This window comes from Paraburkholderia caffeinilytica, from assembly GCF_003368325.1.
GTDB classification, from domain to species: Bacteria; Pseudomonadota; Gammaproteobacteria; order Burkholderiales; family Burkholderiaceae; genus Paraburkholderia; species Paraburkholderia caffeinilytica.
Map to the genome: position 1 here is coordinate 2,600,071 of NZ_CP031466.1, position 14,871 is coordinate 2,614,941.

Consider the following 14,871-nt stretch of genomic DNA (forward strand, 5'->3'; position numbering starts at 1 on the left):
CATTGACTATCGCACCGTCACCCTGCTGAACCATATAGCGTCGAATTACCCGTTTCACCAGGCTACCGTGGCAGTCGCTCAAAACGCTCGAAAGTGGTCGGATAACGTGAATCGCCCTGCTTCTTTCGTACCGCTGTCGAGTCAGGTCGAATAGTACGGGTAGCGCAAAAGAAAGGTGATGCTAGTGCAACATTCCATCATGCATTTTTTGCATAATCAGGCGTCAACGCCATTTACCCTGTGCGGATTGCGCCTCCCAAGGGCTATGGCTCATTCGCGGCGCGTGACTCATGCCATCGGCAATCCGCGCCGCGAAGCGCGTGACGGATCAATGATCGGTCAGCCCCAGCATCTTGTCGAAGAAAACACTCGCGAGAACGCCGGCGACGAACCCATTCTTGGGCGTGCCGGTGAACGCAGGATTGCCCCACGTGTTCGTGTTCCACGTCCGCATCACATAGGGGCTCAGGATGATGCTGCGGGTAACTGCGATGTTCGCGTCGAGCTTGAGCCCGAATTGGGTGCGCCCGACCGTATAGCCCGTGCCGCCCGCGGCCAGATTCTGCTGCTTCAGGTAGTTCTGCTCGTTCGGAGTAAGGGTCGCCCAGTTGAAGCTCAATGCGTAGCTGTCGTGAGGCCGGCTGCGAAACGGCGCCTCCACCATCACACCGGCGATGCCTGTCATCGCGAGACCCGTGCTCGCGTGCGCATCGAAGCTCGTCGTCAGGCTGCCAAATACGGAGAATGCAGTTGGATCGCTCGCGCCGCTCTTACCGCCGTCCGGCCGGTACACGACCTGTCTGCCGCCAACGTACATGCCCGAAGTTCCCTTATGCGTCGCGACCGTAAACGGGTCGGTCTGCGTCGCCGTGTTGTGATAGAACAGCAGCTCATAGCTCTTCGGATACGGATCGGTCTGGTACGTCGTCCGGTAGGTGATATTCGCGAGCCACGTGTTGCTGTCCGGTACGCTGTCGGTCCATTCCCAGCCGTTGGTAAACGGGAAAGCCGGATTCGAACGCCACACCCCCGCCTGCACGGACAACGCGGGAGTCAGGTTATAGCGCACACGTCCACCCCAGTTCGAGTAGATGGGCGGATTCATTCCGGCGTTGTCCTGCAGTATCGCGCTCTGGCAGCCGAATCCCTGATTGCAGACGGGCGCCGCGAAGTACAGACCGGGATTGCTCTTGCCGACTTCCACGTCGAGCCGGTCGTTGAATGCCTTCTGCTCCCAGGTGAAGACGGCAAGGTGCGACACTTTCGGCACGTACGGGCCAGGCTGTCCGGCAAGGACGTCGCCAACCTGCTTGCCCCATCCAAGGTTAGTGGTGAATGGCACGAATAGTTGCTGGAAGTGGATCGTTGCACCGTTGAAGCCCGCGATCTTCTGCAAGTCGAAGTCGCCTCCAACGGAAACGAACGTCAACGCTTCATGATTGCCCGTCTGCTGGCCGACGCTCGGGTTGGCCAGGTACATCTGCACGAGATTGAATACCGGCGTGAAGCCCCAGTCGTTCAACGTAGCGCCAACGCCGGACAGGATCCCTTGTCGCGGACTTTCGGCGGGTTCCGGCGCCGCGTTGCCGACATGCGAGACGCCGAGTTGATCGGTCGACGGTATGCCCTGCTGCACGGTCGGACGATCGGTGGAAGCCTGCTTGATCGCCGCCCCGCCCTGCGCGAGCGACAGCGGCGCCGACGTCGTAGCGGTGGGGTGCTCGGCGGCGGACGCGTGCGTGGCTGCCTTGTCCGCCGGCTCGGCGCCGGCAGTTTTCTGCGCGGCACCAGTTGACACATTTTTCGTGACGGCTTTCGTGACGGCGTCGACCGGCTGCGCCGTTCCGGCCGCGGCCGATGCATCCGGTTCTGCTTGCGCGGCAGCCGTGCCGCTCGCCAGCATCGCTGCGAGCGCAATGGCCGACAAGCGCATCGCAACGGGCGTGCGACGATGGAAGATGCCAAACCTGTTCGATGTCATTGTTGTCTCCTGTTGATTTCAAAGGGCAAAGCGGTGCCTGCCGCGCTTTCTGGAGCGCGGTCAAGAGCGTGTTATGGAAAGGAAAAGCGAGGGGCGGCGGTGCGCTACCAGGCTGTCGCGCCGCCGTCTACCGGGACGTCGGCGGCGGTGATCCAGCCGGCCTCATCGGAGGCGAGAAAGAGCGCGCACCACGCAACATCTTCGGGCTGGCCAATGCGCCTGATCATCATCTTGCCGAGCGCACGTTCGAGAAACTCAGGCTGTGCGTGCATATGCGCGCGCGTGGCCGCGGTCTCGACGAGCGCAGGGGAAATGCTGTTCACGCGGATGCCATGCGGGCCGCCTTCCATCGCGAGCTGGCGCGTCATGGCGAGCACGCCGCCCTTGCCGGCGCAGTGAGCAAGCGCGGGCGATCCTTCGAGCGCGACTGCAGCGTTGGCCGATGCGAAGTTGATCACGGAGCCGCCGCCGCGCGCGATCAGCACAGGCCACGCGGCCTTGCACAGCAGGAAGACGATATCGAGTTCGCCGGTCAGCGTCCGGCGCCATTGCGTTTCGTAGTCCATCTCCTGCAACCACGCGAAAGCGCCGTACGCGGCCGCGTTGACGAGCACATCGAAACCGCCGTGTCTTTCTCGCGCGAAGTCGACGAGACGTGCGGCGCCAGCGGGATCGGTCAGGTCGCAGGGGTGCAGGCTGTCGAGCGCGAGACCTTGCGAGCGAGCGTCTTCGACAGTCTGGCCGGCGGCCGTGGCATCGATATCGCAACCGACCACCCGCGCCCCCTGGGCCGCGAACAACAGTGCGCACGCACGGCCGATTCCGCTTCCGATGCCGGTAACCACCGCAACCTTGCCTTGCAGGCGCCGGCCTTCCTGCACCGGGAGCGCATGTTTGAAAACGGACTTCATGACGGACCTCGCGACGGATCAGCTAAGCTTCAGGCGGCGTGAGCGGAGCGACCCGGCGAAAGCGAGCGCGGCAATGAGCAGGAGTCCGATGCCCCAGCCTTCGATGACCGCGAAGCGCGAGCCCCAATGACCGACTAGCGGCATTACGAGCAGCGGACTGCAGAAGTAGCCGATGAACTGGGTCGCGGTGAATGCGCCCGTGCCGAACCCGCGGCGTGCAAAGGGCAGCGAACGCAACCCCCAGCTGACGAGTGCGGGCAGCACCACGCCACAGCCCACGCCGTTGATCGCGGCGCCGAGCGTCAGCAACGTGAAGTCGTGCGCGGCGCCCATGATCAGGAAGCCTGAACCGCAGACCAGCGTGCCGATCGCGAACTGCTGCACCACGGCGAGCCGGCTTGCGAGAAACCATCCGAACGCCAGCGTACCGGCGATGATGCCGACGCTGTTCAGTGCGTAGGCCAAGCCGATCTCACCGGTCGAGCGCGTGCCGAGGTCGACCAGCATGAACGACAGATGAACCGGCACCACCATGAACACAAGCCCGACCGCGAATGCGATCGCGCAGATCAGCGTGAGCAGCAACGGGTTGAATACCGGTTCGCCGGCGGCAACCTGACTGCCCGCTGCCGGCGTACCTGATGCACTACGTGTATCCCAGATGAAGATCTGCACGAGCGGGGCCAGCAGCAGTGGCAACGCGTACGCCACGAACGGCACGCGCCAGCCATACGCGCCGAGCGCGCCGCCCATCAGGTTGAAGATGAACGCCGATGTCGAGGCCACCGTGATCTGCAGCGACGCATAGCGATCGCGCTGCGTGCCGCTGAAATAGTCGCCGATGAAGGAGGTGCTGACGGTCATCACTGCCGCCTCGGCAAGTCCTACGAGCGCGCGGCTCGCGAGAATCGCGTAGATCGAATCGAGGTAAAGCGGCGCGGTACCCGCCACCGCGTACAGAACGAGCGCGCTGACCAGCACGCGCTTGCGGCCAACCCGGTCGCTGACGGCGCCGATCGCCATCGCCAGCGCGCCGAGTATCAGCATCGGCATCGTGACGACGACCGGAACCAGGGTTTCGATCCCCGGCACGCTCGCGAAATGCCGCTGCATCGCGGGCAGCACAGGCCCGATCACGGTCGGCGCGAGTGTTCCGCAGATCACCGTGCTGAGCAGGATCAGCGCCTGAAAGAAGCTTGCTTCGCGAGGGGCCGGCGCGGCATCGCGCCGGTTGTTCTGAACATACATGACATCGTCTCCGTTTATAAAGGGTATTCCCCAGACGTTCCACCGGCGGCTTGTAACGCCGCCCGAACAACGAGGTTCCCGTTTGTGTGAGACGAATGATTCCGGCAGACACCGTACGACACAATCAGATTGCGTTGATAGGACCATTTGACTGCGTCAAACGAACGCAACGCAGGTTGGGCTCACGTGAGGCTGACGGCGGGTACGCCCGAGCGCATCTGCGCCTGCTCCAGCAGCACGCGGCGCATCCAGACGTGAGCAGGATCGCTGTTGTTGATCGCATGCCACTGCATCACCTCGACCAGCGGCGGAAAATCCATCGGCAGCGGCAACAGGCGTAAGGGAAGGTAATGCGCGTAGATCTGGGCGAGCCGGTTATGAACCGTCGCGATGCGCGTCGTCCCGATGACGAGCTGCGGCAAGGTATTGAAATTGGTGGTGGTCACCTCGATCGAGCGCGACACACCGAGATTGGCCATCACCAGGCTTTCGAAGCTGACGCTGCGGCTGTCGCCGAACGTCGCCGCGACGTGCCCCATCTGCCGGTACTGTTCGAGGCTCAGGGCTTCGCCGACGAGCGTGTTGCCGGTCCACACGACGCAACTGTATGTCTCCTCGAACAGCGTCTGCGACGGGTGCGCCGGATTGACCGACACGCTCGGATAAATGACGAAATCGACTTCGCCGCGATCGAGCCGGTCCGGCACATCGTCGGCCATGTTGGCGATATGCAGCGTAATGCCCGGCGCCTCGCGCTGCAGCCGCTGCACCACGTCGATCAGCAGCACCGTGGTCAGATAGTCGGACGCGCGGATCACGAAGTTGCGGCGTGCCTGCGCGGGATCGAACTCGAGCCGCGCCACCACCGTGGATTGCACGGTGAGCAGAATCTCTCGCACGGGTTGCGCGAGGCTGCGCCCAAGCGGCGTCAATTCCATGCGCCGCCCCACCTGCATCAACAGTTCGTCGCCGAAATATTCCCGCAGCCGCCCAAGCGCGCTGCTCGTCGCGGACGCACCGATATGCAGGCGCTCGCTCGCACGCGTGACACTGCGCGTGTCGAGCAGCGCGTCGAGCGCGACCAGCAGATTCATGTCGAAGTGACCCAGTCTCATGGCGGCACTATCGAGCAATCATCCGATACGATCAATGCGTGTTTCCACTAGGAATTGATGGTCTCGATAGATCAACCGCTCTACAGTACGACCATACCAATGAGCATCCGCCCGGCGCCGAGCCGGACGCGAGCAACGGCTTTGCATCGGATCAGTGAAGGAGACATGAACCATGACGACAGCGCCCTTGACGCTGCCTCAACGCGCGCCGGCCGAAGACGCCGGACGCGCCAGCGCGCCGGATGAACCGCGGACAGGCACGCCGCTTTTGCCCGTGCTTCGCCCTCATCATTTCGGTATCAGCGTGCCCGATCTCGACGCCGCGATCGACTGGTACGGGCGCATGCTCGGCTTCACGCTCGAATCGCGCATGACGATCGACAAGATTCCCGCGCGGATCGCTTTCGTGCGCCGGGACAGCTATCGGATCGAAATCTTCGAGGTTCCGGGCGCGGCTCCGCTGCCGGAAACACGCCGGGTGCCGAATCTCGATCTGCGCACGCATGGCAACAAGCACATGTGCTTCGAAGTGCCGGATGTGCCGCAAGCGGTTGCCGCGTTGCGCGCTCAGGGCGCCGACATCGCGTTCGAACTGGTGGTCGACGGCAATCCGACCGCGTTCATTCGCGACGTGTGCGGCAACCTGATCGAACTGCTCGAACCCTTTGCCGCTGACCGCAGCGCTTCTTAACAGGCTTCATGCGACACGCACGACACACCGCGCTGCGCCTCGACCGGATCAATCCATCACACGCCATTCTTCAATGACTTCATCATCCAATCCCTTGAGCGGCTGGCAGGTGAACCGCGACGCGATCCGCATGGTCGGCCGCGATCTGCTGCGCCCCGAATGCATTCTCGCCGAGCCCGACGGCACGCTATGGACCGCGGATGCACGCGGCGGCGTCATGCGTATCGATGCCGACGGCATGCAGACACTGATTGCGCAGCAGAGCGATTCCGCTAGCGCGCCTGCCGCGAACGACGCCGAACAGCTCGTGAATGGCAAGACTTTGCCCAACGGACTCGCATTCGACCGCGAAGGCAACATCGTGATCGCCAACTTCGGCACCGACGCGATCGAACTGATGACGCGCGAGGGCGCATCGCGCACGCTGTACGACAGCATCGACGGCGCGCCGCTCGGCAAGACCAACTTCGTCCTGACCGATTCGAAAGGCCGCATCTGGTTCACGGTCACGACCCGCCAGGTACCGTGGACCCGCTCGATCAACGAAAAGACCGCTGACGGCTACGTCGGCCTGATCGACGAAAGCGGCATACGCATCGTCGCCGATGGCTTTGTCGGCACCAATGAAATCCGCCTCGATGCAAAAGAAGAATGGCTCTATGTGGTGGAGACGAACGCACGCCGCATCTCGCGGCTGCGCGTCGGCGGGGACGGCTCGCTGAACAGCCGCGAAATTTACGGCCCGCACGATCTGGGCGGCTTTCCTGACGGCTTCGCTTTCGATGCGCATGGCAATCTCTGGATCACGCTGATCCTCAACGAAAAGCTGATCGCGCTGACGCCCGAAGGCGACGTGCTGACGCTGCTCGATGACGGCAATCCCGAAGCGTTCGCCCGCTATGAAGAGCACTACGCGCAGGGCACGACAACACCCGAATTGATGGGCGCCTGCCGCGGCACGCTCGCACCGATGATGGCCAGCATCACGTTTGGCGGTCCCGATCTGCGCACGGTCTATCTGGGCAGTCTCGCCGGCACGACGCTTGCCAGTTTCCGCTCGCCCGTCGCCGGTTTGCCGCTCGCGCACTGGAGAACGGCATGATTCTCGAACTCGCCCATTTCCGCATCCTGCCCGGCGGCGACACCGGCTTCGAAACCGCGTTTGCCACCGCGCAATCCATTCTCGCCAGCATGCCCGGCTACCTCGATCACGAATTGCATCGCTGCATCGAGGATGGCTGCGAATACCGGCTGCTAGTCCACTGGAACACGGTTGAAGATCATACGCAGGGCTTTCGCGAGTCGCCTAGCTTCGGTGAATGGCGCGCGCTGCTTCAGCCGTTTTTTGCCGCGCCGCCCAGCGCCGCGCACTATCAGCTCGTGTTCGCGAACCGCGCAGCACGCTAGAACTCGCGGCCAACGCCGCTCCCCTCTACCTCCTAACCGATTGGGAAACCGACATGATCGAGTACATCAAGGCCGGCCAGAGCGCCCAGGTGAAAGCAGACAACCAGGCGCAAGTGCGCGCGACGGTCGAAAAGATCATCGCCGACATCGAACAGCGCGGCGAAGCCGCCGTGCGCGAATACTCGGAACGTTTCGACAAATGGAATCCGCCCTCGCTGCGGCTTTCCGCTGAAGAAATCCAGGCCTGCATCGATTCGCTCAGCCCGCAGGCCATTGAGGACATCAAGTTCGCGCAGGCCCAGATCCGCCGCTTCGCGCAGATCCAGTTGATGTCGCTGCGCGACGTCGAAGTCGAAACGCTGCCGGGCGTCGTGCTGGGCCATAGGAACATCCCCGTCAATTCAGTGGGCTGCTACATTCCCGGCGGCAAGTATCCGCTGCTCGCGTCGGCGCATATGAGCGTACTGACCGCGAAGGTCGCCGGCGTGAAGCGCGTCATCGCCTGCGCGCCGCCGTTCGACGGCAAGCCTTCGCCGGAAATCATCGCCGCGATGGCGCTCGCGGGCGCCGACGAGATCTATGTGATGGGTGGCGTGCAAGGTGTCGCGGCCATGGCCATCGGCACGGAAAACATCGCGCCGGTCGACATGATCGTGGGTCCTGGCAACGCGTTTGTCGCGGAGGCCAAGCGTCAGTTGTACGGCCGCGTCGGTATCGATCTGTTCGCCGGCCCAACCGAAACACTCGTGATCTGCGACGATTCGGTCGACGCGGAACTGGTCGCCGTCGATCTGCTCGGCCAGGCGGAACACGGCCCGACCTCGCCGGCTTACTGCATTACCACCAGCAAGAAGATCGCCGCGGAACTGCCGGCTGCGATCGAAACCGTGCTCGGCCGCCTCGACACGGCACCGGTCGCCAGCATCGCATGGCGCGACTATGGCGAAATCATTCTGTGCGACACGGATGAAGAAATGCTGCAGGAAGCCGAACGCCTGTGCTCCGAGCACGTACAGGTGATGACGCGAGACCCCGACTGGTTCCTGCATCGCATGACCAACTACGGCGCGCTGTTCCTCGGTCATCGCACCAACGTCTCGTACGGCGACAAGGTGATCGGCACGAACCACACGCTGCCGACGATGGGCGCGGGCCGTTACACCGGCGGCCTGTGGGTCGGCAAGTTCATCAAGACGCACAGCTACCAGCGCATCCTGACCGATGAAGCGTCTGTGAAGATCGGCGAGGTCTGCTCGCGGCTCTGCGCGCTCGAACACTTCTCCGGCCACAAGGAGCAGGCCGACATTCGTGTGCGGCGCCTCGGCAAGCAGGGCTAACTATGACAACCGCTCCCGATGCACGCCCGGTTGCTGTCGTCACGGGCGCGACCGGCGGTCTTGGCGCGCAGATCTGCCACACACTGGCGCAGGCGGGCTTTCGCGTCGCCGCCGGCTATCGCAGCTCGGCCGGCATGGCAAACGGGCTGGTCGAGCAACTGACCGGAACCGGGCACTGCGCGCTGGCGGCGCCCGTCACCGACAGTGCGGCCCTCGCCCGTCTCGCTGGCGACATCGAGTCGCGCTACGGACGGTGCGACGTGCTGGTGAACTGTGCCGGCACCACCCGCTTCGTCGCGCACGACGACCTCGATGGTCTCGACGACGGGTTGATCGACGACGTGCTCGCCACCAACGTGCGCGGTCCCTTCGCGATGGTGCGCGCGTTGGCGCGTCTGCTCAAGCGCAGCGAACTGCCGGGCGGCGGCGTGGTGGTCAACATCTCGTCGATCGCCGCGCAGACCGCGATGGGCAGCAACGTGATCTACTGCGCGTCGAAAGCCGCGCTCGACAACCTGACCAGGTCGCTCGCGCGGGCACTTTCCCCGGCGATCCGCGTCGTGTCGGTTTCGCCAGGTCTCGTCGATACCGAATTCGTCAAGTCGATGGACCAGACCTGGCGCGACGAACAGGCAAGCCGCACCCCGCTCGGCCGCCTGGCGCAGCCTGAAGAGATCGCGCTTGCCGTGCTCGCCGCGGTACGCGATCTGCGCTTTACCACCGGATGTGTGCTGCCCGTCGACGGCGGCCGTCCGCTTAGATAACACGTGGGACTGGAGTAAGCGCCATGGAATCAGAGTAGGCGCTAACTCCTGTCGACCGCTGTGCATGGGACAAAGGAGACAGGCAGCATGAAACTCGCATCGCTTAGAGGCAAACATCCCGACGGAGTGCTGATCGTCGTGTCGCGCGATCTGCGTCACGCGGTCGGCGCCGGCGCCATCGCGCCGAATCTGCGTGCCGCGCTGGACGACTGGGAGCGCACCCGGCCTGCATTGTCCGCGCTGTACGACGCGCTAAACCGCGACCGCGCACCGGAAGCGTTCAGCTTCGACCCGCACGCGTGCACCGCCCCGCTGCCCCGCACCCATCAGTTCGTCGACGCATCGGCGTTCCTGAACCACGGCCGGATCATGACGCAGGCCTATCACCCGGAGAAGAAATCCGACGCATCGGTTCCGATCCTGATCCAGCGCCAGGGCGACGATTTCACCGGACCGCACGACGATTATCCGTTCCCCGACGAAGCCGACAATTGCGACTTCGAAGGCGAGGTCGGCGTCGTATTGGGCGACGCCCCGATCGGCACGCGCGCAAGCGATGCGTTGGCGCACGTGCGGCTCCTCGTCCTCTTCAACGACGTCAGCATGCGCAAGCACCTGTTCCGCGAACTCGGGATGGGCTTCGGTTTCATCCTCGCGAAGCCGGCGACGGCCTTCGCGCCCGTTGCGGTCACACCGGACGAACTCGGCGATGCGTGGCAGGACGGCCGCGTGCATCTCGACATGAATGTTCATCGCAACGGCGAACTGTTCGGTCACCCGAACGGCCGCGAAATGAGCTTCGGCTTTCATGAACTGATCGAATACATGACCTACAACCGCAACCTGCGCGCCGGCATGATTCTCGGCTCCGGGACTTTTTCGAACCTCGACTACCGCAGCACCGGCTCTGCATGCCTTGCCGAACAACGCGCGATCGAGGCGATCGAAACAGGTGAATCGTCGACGCCGTGGCTACGCTTCGGCGAGCGTCTGCGCTTCGAAATGCTGGACCGTGACGGCCAGTCGGTGTTCGGGGCGATCGATCATCGCTTCGTACAGGCAGTGCAGGCAGGAGCGGAAGCAGGAGCACGCCCATGAACCAGACCTACGACATCGTTGCAATGGGCGCGGGCCATAACGGTCTCGTCGCCGCAGCCTATCTCGCGAAGGCGGGCAAGAAAGTGCTCGTGCTCGAACGCAAGGCGTGGCCAGGCGGCGGCGTCAGCACGCGCGAACTGAACACGCCGGGCTATTGGCATGACGAGCACTCGAGCGTGCACATCATGATCCAGGGCAACCCGATGCTGCGCCAGGACGAACTCGGGCTGCTCTCGAAACACGGCCTGAACTATCACTACTCGCCGGTGCCGCACGCAACGATCTTTCCCGACCAGTCGGTGCTCTTCACTTACAAGGACATCGACAAGACCTGCGAGTGCTTCGCCAAAGTCTCGCCGAAGGATGCGGAGACCTATCGCAACTTCGTCAAGATGAGCCAGCAGATCCTGCAGGTCTTCATGCCGGGGCTGTACGCGCCTCCGCCGCCGCTTGGCGAACTCGTCGCCATGCTCGATCGCAGCGACGAAGGGCGGCTGATGCTGGATTACATGAACCGGGATTGCCTCGATCTCGTGAACCAGCTCTATGAAAGCGACAAGATCAAGATTCACCTGCTGCGGCTCGTCAGCGAAAACCTGCAGGCGCCCAATGAACTCGGCACCGGCATGGGCGTGCTCCTCATGCCGGGCATCATCCACACCTATGGCGTGTCGCAGCCCGTCGGCGGCAGCGGCAAGTTGACCGAATCGCTCGTGCGCTGCATCGAATCGTATGGCGGCGAAGTGCGCTGTAACGCCGAAGTCGCGAAGATCCTCACGAGCGCGGGCCGCGCCACGGGCGTGCAGCTGGCGAGCGGCGAGCAGATCGTCGCGAAAGACGCGGTGATCGGCGCGATCCATCCGCATGTGATCCGCAAGTTCGTAGAAGGTGTGCCCGAACCTGTTCTGCAGCGCGCCGAACGCGCGACGCTCGCCCCCTTCTCGATCATGGTCAGCCACTACGACCTGAAGGAGAACGCACGCTACTACGCGGGCGAAGACGTGGGCTACGCGACGATGCTCGAATTCATGGCCACCGACAGTCTCGACGAGATGCTGGCCGACTTCGACGATCTGAAGCGCGGCCTGATTACCGAGCGCCGCCTGTGCGCCGGCGGCGACGAAAGCATTGGCGACAAGACCCGCGTACCGGCTGGCGCCGGTATGTTCCACGGCATCGCGTTCGCGCCGTACAACGTTAAGGACAAGCGCTGGGCAGGCCGGCACTGGGACGAATTCAAGGAAGAGATCGGCGATCTGTCGCTCGCGCACTATCGCAAGTTCGTGTCGAACCTGACGAGCGACAACATCGTTGCCCGTAGCATCGTCAGCCCGGTGGACCTCGAACGCTCCAGCCCGAATAGCATGATGCGTGGCGATCTACACGGTGTCGCACCGTATTTTTACCAGAGCGCCGGGCATCGCCCGACGCCCGATCTGGGCCAGTTCACGGTGCCGGGCGTGGAACGGCTGTACCTCGCGGGCCCGTTTCAGCACCCCGGCGGCGGCGTCTATGGCGCAGGCCGCGCCACGGCAATCCGGATGTTCGAACAGCTCGGCATGGACTTCGGCAGCGTCGCGGCAGGCGCACGGCAGGACACGGGTGTGCCCGCCACCGCGGCAGCCGCGAAGAAGGCCGGCATGGTGCTGCGCGGTCCCGCCGATGAAGAGCTGATGCACGTCGAGTCGCTCGAACGCGTCGGTGACGAGCTCGTCATCAAGGGCAAGAGCTTCGGCACGATGCCGATGGAGGCTCGCCTCGATGCCTCATCGGCGCGGGCCGGGCTGAAGATGCTCGGGGCGTCGCGTCTCGCGTTCCTCGCCTCGCTGCCGTTCCGCAAGGGAGGCGCCAAATGACGCATGTTGTCGTCACTGGAGCGCAAGGCTTCGTCGGGCAAGTGCTGGTCAGGCGCCTGCTGTCGGAGGGTCTGGGCGGCAAGCCGGTCTCGCGGTTGACGCTGATGGACGTCGGCTTCGATGCCCCGCCCGCGGATTCACGCGTCATGCAACTGGCGGGCAGTATCGCGGACGCTGCCGTTCGCGCGAGCGCTTACGCATCCCCTGTCGATGCCGTATTCCACCTGGCGAGCATCCCAGGCGGTGCCGCGGAGAAGAACTACGCGCTCGGCCGCTCGATCAACCTCGATGCGACGCTCGGGCTGCTGGAAGATCTGCGCGACCAGGCACGCGCACCCCGCTTTGTTTTCGCCAGCACAGTCGCGGTCTATGGCGAGCAGTTGCCCGCCACAGTCGACGAACAGACCCTGCCCGCACCCGCGTTGAGCTACGGCGCGCACAAGCTGATGGGTGAAGCGCTCGTCGCCGATGCGTCGCGCCTCGGCTGGGTGCAGGGCTGCTCGCTGCGTCTGCCTGGGGTCGTCGCGCGACCGGGCGACGGCACCGGCATGATGTCCGCATTCATGAGCCTGCTGTTCTGGAAACTGGCCGCGAGTGTCCCGCTCACCGTGCCGGTTTCAGCAGAAGGCGTGGCCTGGTGGATTTCCGTGAGCACCTGCGTCGACAACCTGCTGCACGCGGCCACGGTCGACCCCGACCGCTTCAACGCGCGCCGCAGCTATCAGATGCCGGTGCTGCGTCTCACCGTGGGCGAGGTTGTCGAGGCGCTGGCCGCGCGCTTCGGCACCGACCGCAAGACGCTCGTGACCTACGCACCCGATCCCTTCATCGAGCGGCTCTTCGCAACCTATCCGCCTCTCTTGACGCCCGAAGCGGAGCGTCTCGGATTGCGCCACGACGGCAGCGTCGATCAACTCATCACGCGAGCGATGGCGGACTGACCGCTGGGCCTCACGCTGACCCATCACAAAGGAACCCTCTCATGAACTACCCCCACGCTCACTATCGTTCACTGCCCCCCGAGGGGGCCGATGCCTCCCTCGGGGCGGCCCAGCGGGAGGCATCATGAACTACCCCCACGCTCACTATCGTTCACTGCCCCCCGAGGGGGCCGATGCCTCCCTCGGGGCGGCCCAGCGGGAGGCATCATGAAAATTGTCGGACTTGAATTCCTCGTCTTCGGCATCGACGACATGGCCGGCGCGCGCCAGTATCTGCTCGACTACGGCCTCGACGAAGTCGACTACGATCCGGTGCGCGGCGGCATCTTCACCGCGCTCGACGGCACCGGCCTCATCATGCGCGCAGCCGATGACCCGAGCCTGCCGCCGCTGCCGCCGAAGGCCGCGACCCCGAGCCTGCGCGAGACCGTCTATGGCGTGGACCATGCCGACACGCTCGCGTCGATCAAAGCCAATCTCGAAGCCGACCGCGAAGTGAGCGTCGATGCCGACGGCACACTGCACTGCATCGACGATGCCGGCTTCGGGATCGCGTTCATGGTCACGCGCCGCCGCAAGTACGAGACGCGCTATCTGGGCTTCAACGTTCCGGGACAGCCACCCGGCCGCGCACCCAACGACTGCGCCGTCGACCCCGACACCGTGATCAAGCCGCGCACGCTCTCGCACGTGGTGTATTTCGTCGAAGACGCACGGAAGGCCGAAGCCTTCTACGCCCGCCTCGGCTTTATCGTCACCGACCGCTTCAATCATCTGGGCCCGTTCATGCGCCCGGCCGGCACGCATGATCACCACACGCTGTTCATGATCGAAAGCCAGAACGATCACATGATCGGCTGCAACCACTTCACGTTCCATCTCGGCTCGGCCAGCGAAGTGCTGCAGCATGGCTGGAACTTCGTCAGGAAGGGCTACAAGAGCTTCTGGGGTCCGGGCCGCCACATTCTCGGCAGCAACTACTTCTGGTACTTCAATAGCCCCTTCGGCGCGACCATCGAGTTCGATGCCGACATGGACCTGCACGACGATAACTGGAGCCCGCGCGCCTGCGATCCCGGCTCGGACAATTCGCAGATTTTCCTGTTCGATGCCCGCGGCAAGTGGGCACCGGGCGAGTAACCCGACATGACGACGTGCGCCGAACGTGTGCTCTGTGCGCTGGACGATCTGCCGGACGGCGGCTCGCGCGGCCTGTTGCGGCACGGGCTCGACGACCAGTTATGCGTCGTGCGGCAAGGCGACGAGGTGTTCGTCTGGCTCAACGACTGTCCGCATGAGCACCGGCCGATGGAGTACCGTCAGGACCGTTTCCTTTCCGGCGACGGACGACACATCGTCTGCTACGCGCACTCGGCGCATTTCGACATCCGCACGGGCCGCTGCTTCGCCGGCCCCTGCACCGGCCGGCACCTGACGAAAGTGCCGGCTCGGATTGAGAACGGCCAGGTCTGGATTCCCGCCGAGCTGCCTTCGATCTTCGACTGATATCTGATACGACCAC

General features: G+C 64.0%; 14 protein-coding genes. 10 read left to right on the forward strand and 4 right to left on the reverse strand.

Annotated elements, in window-relative coordinates; translation table 11 throughout:
* Positions 1-328 precede the first annotated feature (328 nt).
* The 4 genes from DSC91_RS11585 to DSC91_RS11600 form a co-directional block, all read right to left on the reverse strand.
* A complete protein-coding gene (locus tag DSC91_RS11585) occupies positions 329-1,981 on the reverse strand; it encodes a carbohydrate porin (protein ID WP_115778257.1) in 1,653 nt (550 codons plus the stop codon).
* Between the two features lie 104 nt (positions 1,982-2,085).
* Entirely contained in the window at positions 2,086-2,892 is an 807-nt protein-coding gene (locus DSC91_RS11590) for an SDR family NAD(P)-dependent oxidoreductase (protein WP_115778258.1), read from the reverse strand.
* An 18-nt stretch (positions 2,893-2,910) separates the two neighbouring features.
* The gene (locus DSC91_RS11595; RefSeq protein ID WP_162831374.1) at positions 2,911-4,140 is read right to left on the reverse strand and encodes an MFS transporter; all 1,230 of its coding nucleotides are present in this window, start codon (positions 4,138-4,140) and stop codon (positions 2,911-2,913) included.
* A gap of 182 nt (positions 4,141-4,322) precedes the next feature.
* A complete protein-coding gene (locus tag DSC91_RS11600) occupies positions 4,323-5,255 on the reverse strand; it encodes a LysR family transcriptional regulator (protein ID WP_115778260.1) in 933 nt (310 codons plus the stop codon).
* Between the two features lie 172 nt (positions 5,256-5,427).
* Here DSC91_RS11600 and DSC91_RS11605 point away from each other — a divergent pair, with 172 nt between their 5' ends.
* The 10 genes from DSC91_RS11605 (at position 5,428) to DSC91_RS11650 (ending at position 14,855) form a co-directional block, all read left to right on the forward strand.
* Positions 5,428-5,946, forward strand: a complete 519-nt coding sequence (locus DSC91_RS11605; RefSeq protein ID WP_175172010.1) for a VOC family protein — start codon at positions 5,428-5,430, stop codon at positions 5,944-5,946.
* Between the two features lie 73 nt (positions 5,947-6,019).
* On the forward strand, positions 6,020-7,048 hold the full coding sequence (locus tag DSC91_RS11610) for an SMP-30/gluconolactonase/LRE family protein (protein ID WP_115778261.1): 1,029 nt from the start codon (positions 6,020-6,022) through the stop codon (positions 7,046-7,048).
* On the forward strand, positions 7,045-7,353 hold the full coding sequence (locus DSC91_RS11615) for an antibiotic biosynthesis monooxygenase family protein (protein ID WP_115778262.1): 309 nt from the start codon (positions 7,045-7,047) through the stop codon (positions 7,351-7,353). Before DSC91_RS11610 ends, DSC91_RS11615 begins: the two co-directional genes overlap by 4 nt.
* A gap of 53 nt (positions 7,354-7,406) precedes the next feature.
* On the forward strand, positions 7,407-8,690 hold the full coding sequence (hisD, locus tag DSC91_RS11620) for a histidinol dehydrogenase (RefSeq protein ID WP_115778263.1): 1,284 nt from the start codon (positions 7,407-7,409) through the stop codon (positions 8,688-8,690).
* A gap of 2 nt (positions 8,691-8,692) precedes the next feature.
* On the forward strand, positions 8,693-9,454 hold the full coding sequence (locus DSC91_RS11625; RefSeq protein ID WP_115778264.1) for an SDR family NAD(P)-dependent oxidoreductase: 762 nt from the start codon (positions 8,693-8,695) through the stop codon (positions 9,452-9,454).
* Between the two features lie 87 nt (positions 9,455-9,541).
* A complete protein-coding gene (locus DSC91_RS11630) occupies positions 9,542-10,552 on the forward strand; it encodes a fumarylacetoacetate hydrolase family protein (protein ID WP_115778265.1) in 1,011 nt (336 codons plus the stop codon).
* Positions 10,549-12,408, forward strand: coding sequence for a phytoene desaturase family protein (locus tag DSC91_RS11635; protein ID WP_115778266.1), 1,860 nt, complete (start codon positions 10,549-10,551; stop codon positions 12,406-12,408). Before DSC91_RS11630 ends, DSC91_RS11635 begins: the two co-directional genes overlap by 4 nt.
* On the forward strand, positions 12,405-13,349 hold the full coding sequence (locus tag DSC91_RS11640) for an NAD-dependent epimerase/dehydratase family protein (RefSeq protein ID WP_115778267.1): 945 nt from the start codon (positions 12,405-12,407) through the stop codon (positions 13,347-13,349). Before DSC91_RS11635 ends, DSC91_RS11640 begins: the two co-directional genes overlap by 4 nt.
* A gap of 207 nt (positions 13,350-13,556) precedes the next feature.
* Positions 13,557-14,489 (forward strand): VOC family protein, encoded by a 933-nt coding sequence (locus DSC91_RS11645; RefSeq protein ID WP_115778268.1) that lies wholly within the window; start codon positions 13,557-13,559, stop codon positions 14,487-14,489.
* A 6-nt stretch (positions 14,490-14,495) separates the two neighbouring features.
* The gene (locus DSC91_RS11650; protein WP_115778269.1) at positions 14,496-14,855 is read left to right on the forward strand and encodes a Rieske (2Fe-2S) protein; all 360 of its coding nucleotides are present in this window, start codon (positions 14,496-14,498) and stop codon (positions 14,853-14,855) included.
* The last annotated feature ends 16 nt before the right edge of the window (positions 14,856-14,871 follow it).

Excerpts from the sequence above, each read along its gene's own strand:
- DSC91_RS11650 (WP_115778269.1), top strand. The coding sequence starts at position 14,496 with ATGACGACGTGCGCCGAACGTGTGCTCTGTGCGCTGGACGATCTGCCG.
- DSC91_RS11640 (WP_115778267.1), top strand. The coding sequence starts at position 12,405 with ATGACGCATGTTGTCGTCACTGGAGCGCAAGGCTTCGTCGGGCAAGTG.
- DSC91_RS11615 (WP_115778262.1), top strand. The coding sequence starts at position 7,045 with ATGATTCTCGAACTCGCCCATTTCCGCATCCTGCCCGGCGGCGACACC.
- DSC91_RS11625 (WP_115778264.1), top strand. The coding sequence starts at position 8,693 with ATGACAACCGCTCCCGATGCACGCCCGGTTGCTGTCGTCACGGGCGCG.
- DSC91_RS11635 (WP_115778266.1), top strand. The coding sequence starts at position 10,549 with ATGAACCAGACCTACGACATCGTTGCAATGGGCGCGGGCCATAACGGT.
- DSC91_RS11595 (WP_162831374.1), bottom strand. The coding sequence starts at position 4,140 with ATGTATGTTCAGAACAACCGGCGCGATGCCGCGCCGGCCCCTCGCGAA.
- DSC91_RS11610 (WP_115778261.1), top strand. The coding sequence starts at position 6,020 with ATGACTTCATCATCCAATCCCTTGAGCGGCTGGCAGGTGAACCGCGAC.
- DSC91_RS11590 (WP_115778258.1), bottom strand. The coding sequence starts at position 2,892 with ATGAAGTCCGTTTTCAAACATGCGCTCCCGGTGCAGGAAGGCCGGCGC.
- DSC91_RS11585 (WP_115778257.1), bottom strand. The coding sequence starts at position 1,981 with ATGACATCGAACAGGTTTGGCATCTTCCATCGTCGCACGCCCGTTGCG.
- DSC91_RS11645 (WP_115778268.1), top strand. The coding sequence starts at position 13,557 with ATGAAAATTGTCGGACTTGAATTCCTCGTCTTCGGCATCGACGACATG.
- DSC91_RS11600 (WP_115778260.1), bottom strand. The coding sequence starts at position 5,255 with ATGAGACTGGGTCACTTCGACATGAATCTGCTGGTCGCGCTCGACGCG.
- hisD (WP_115778263.1), top strand. The coding sequence starts at position 7,407 with ATGATCGAGTACATCAAGGCCGGCCAGAGCGCCCAGGTGAAAGCAGAC.
- DSC91_RS11605 (WP_175172010.1), top strand. The coding sequence starts at position 5,428 with ATGACGACAGCGCCCTTGACGCTGCCTCAACGCGCGCCGGCCGAAGAC.
- DSC91_RS11630 (WP_115778265.1), top strand. The coding sequence starts at position 9,542 with ATGAAACTCGCATCGCTTAGAGGCAAACATCCCGACGGAGTGCTGATC.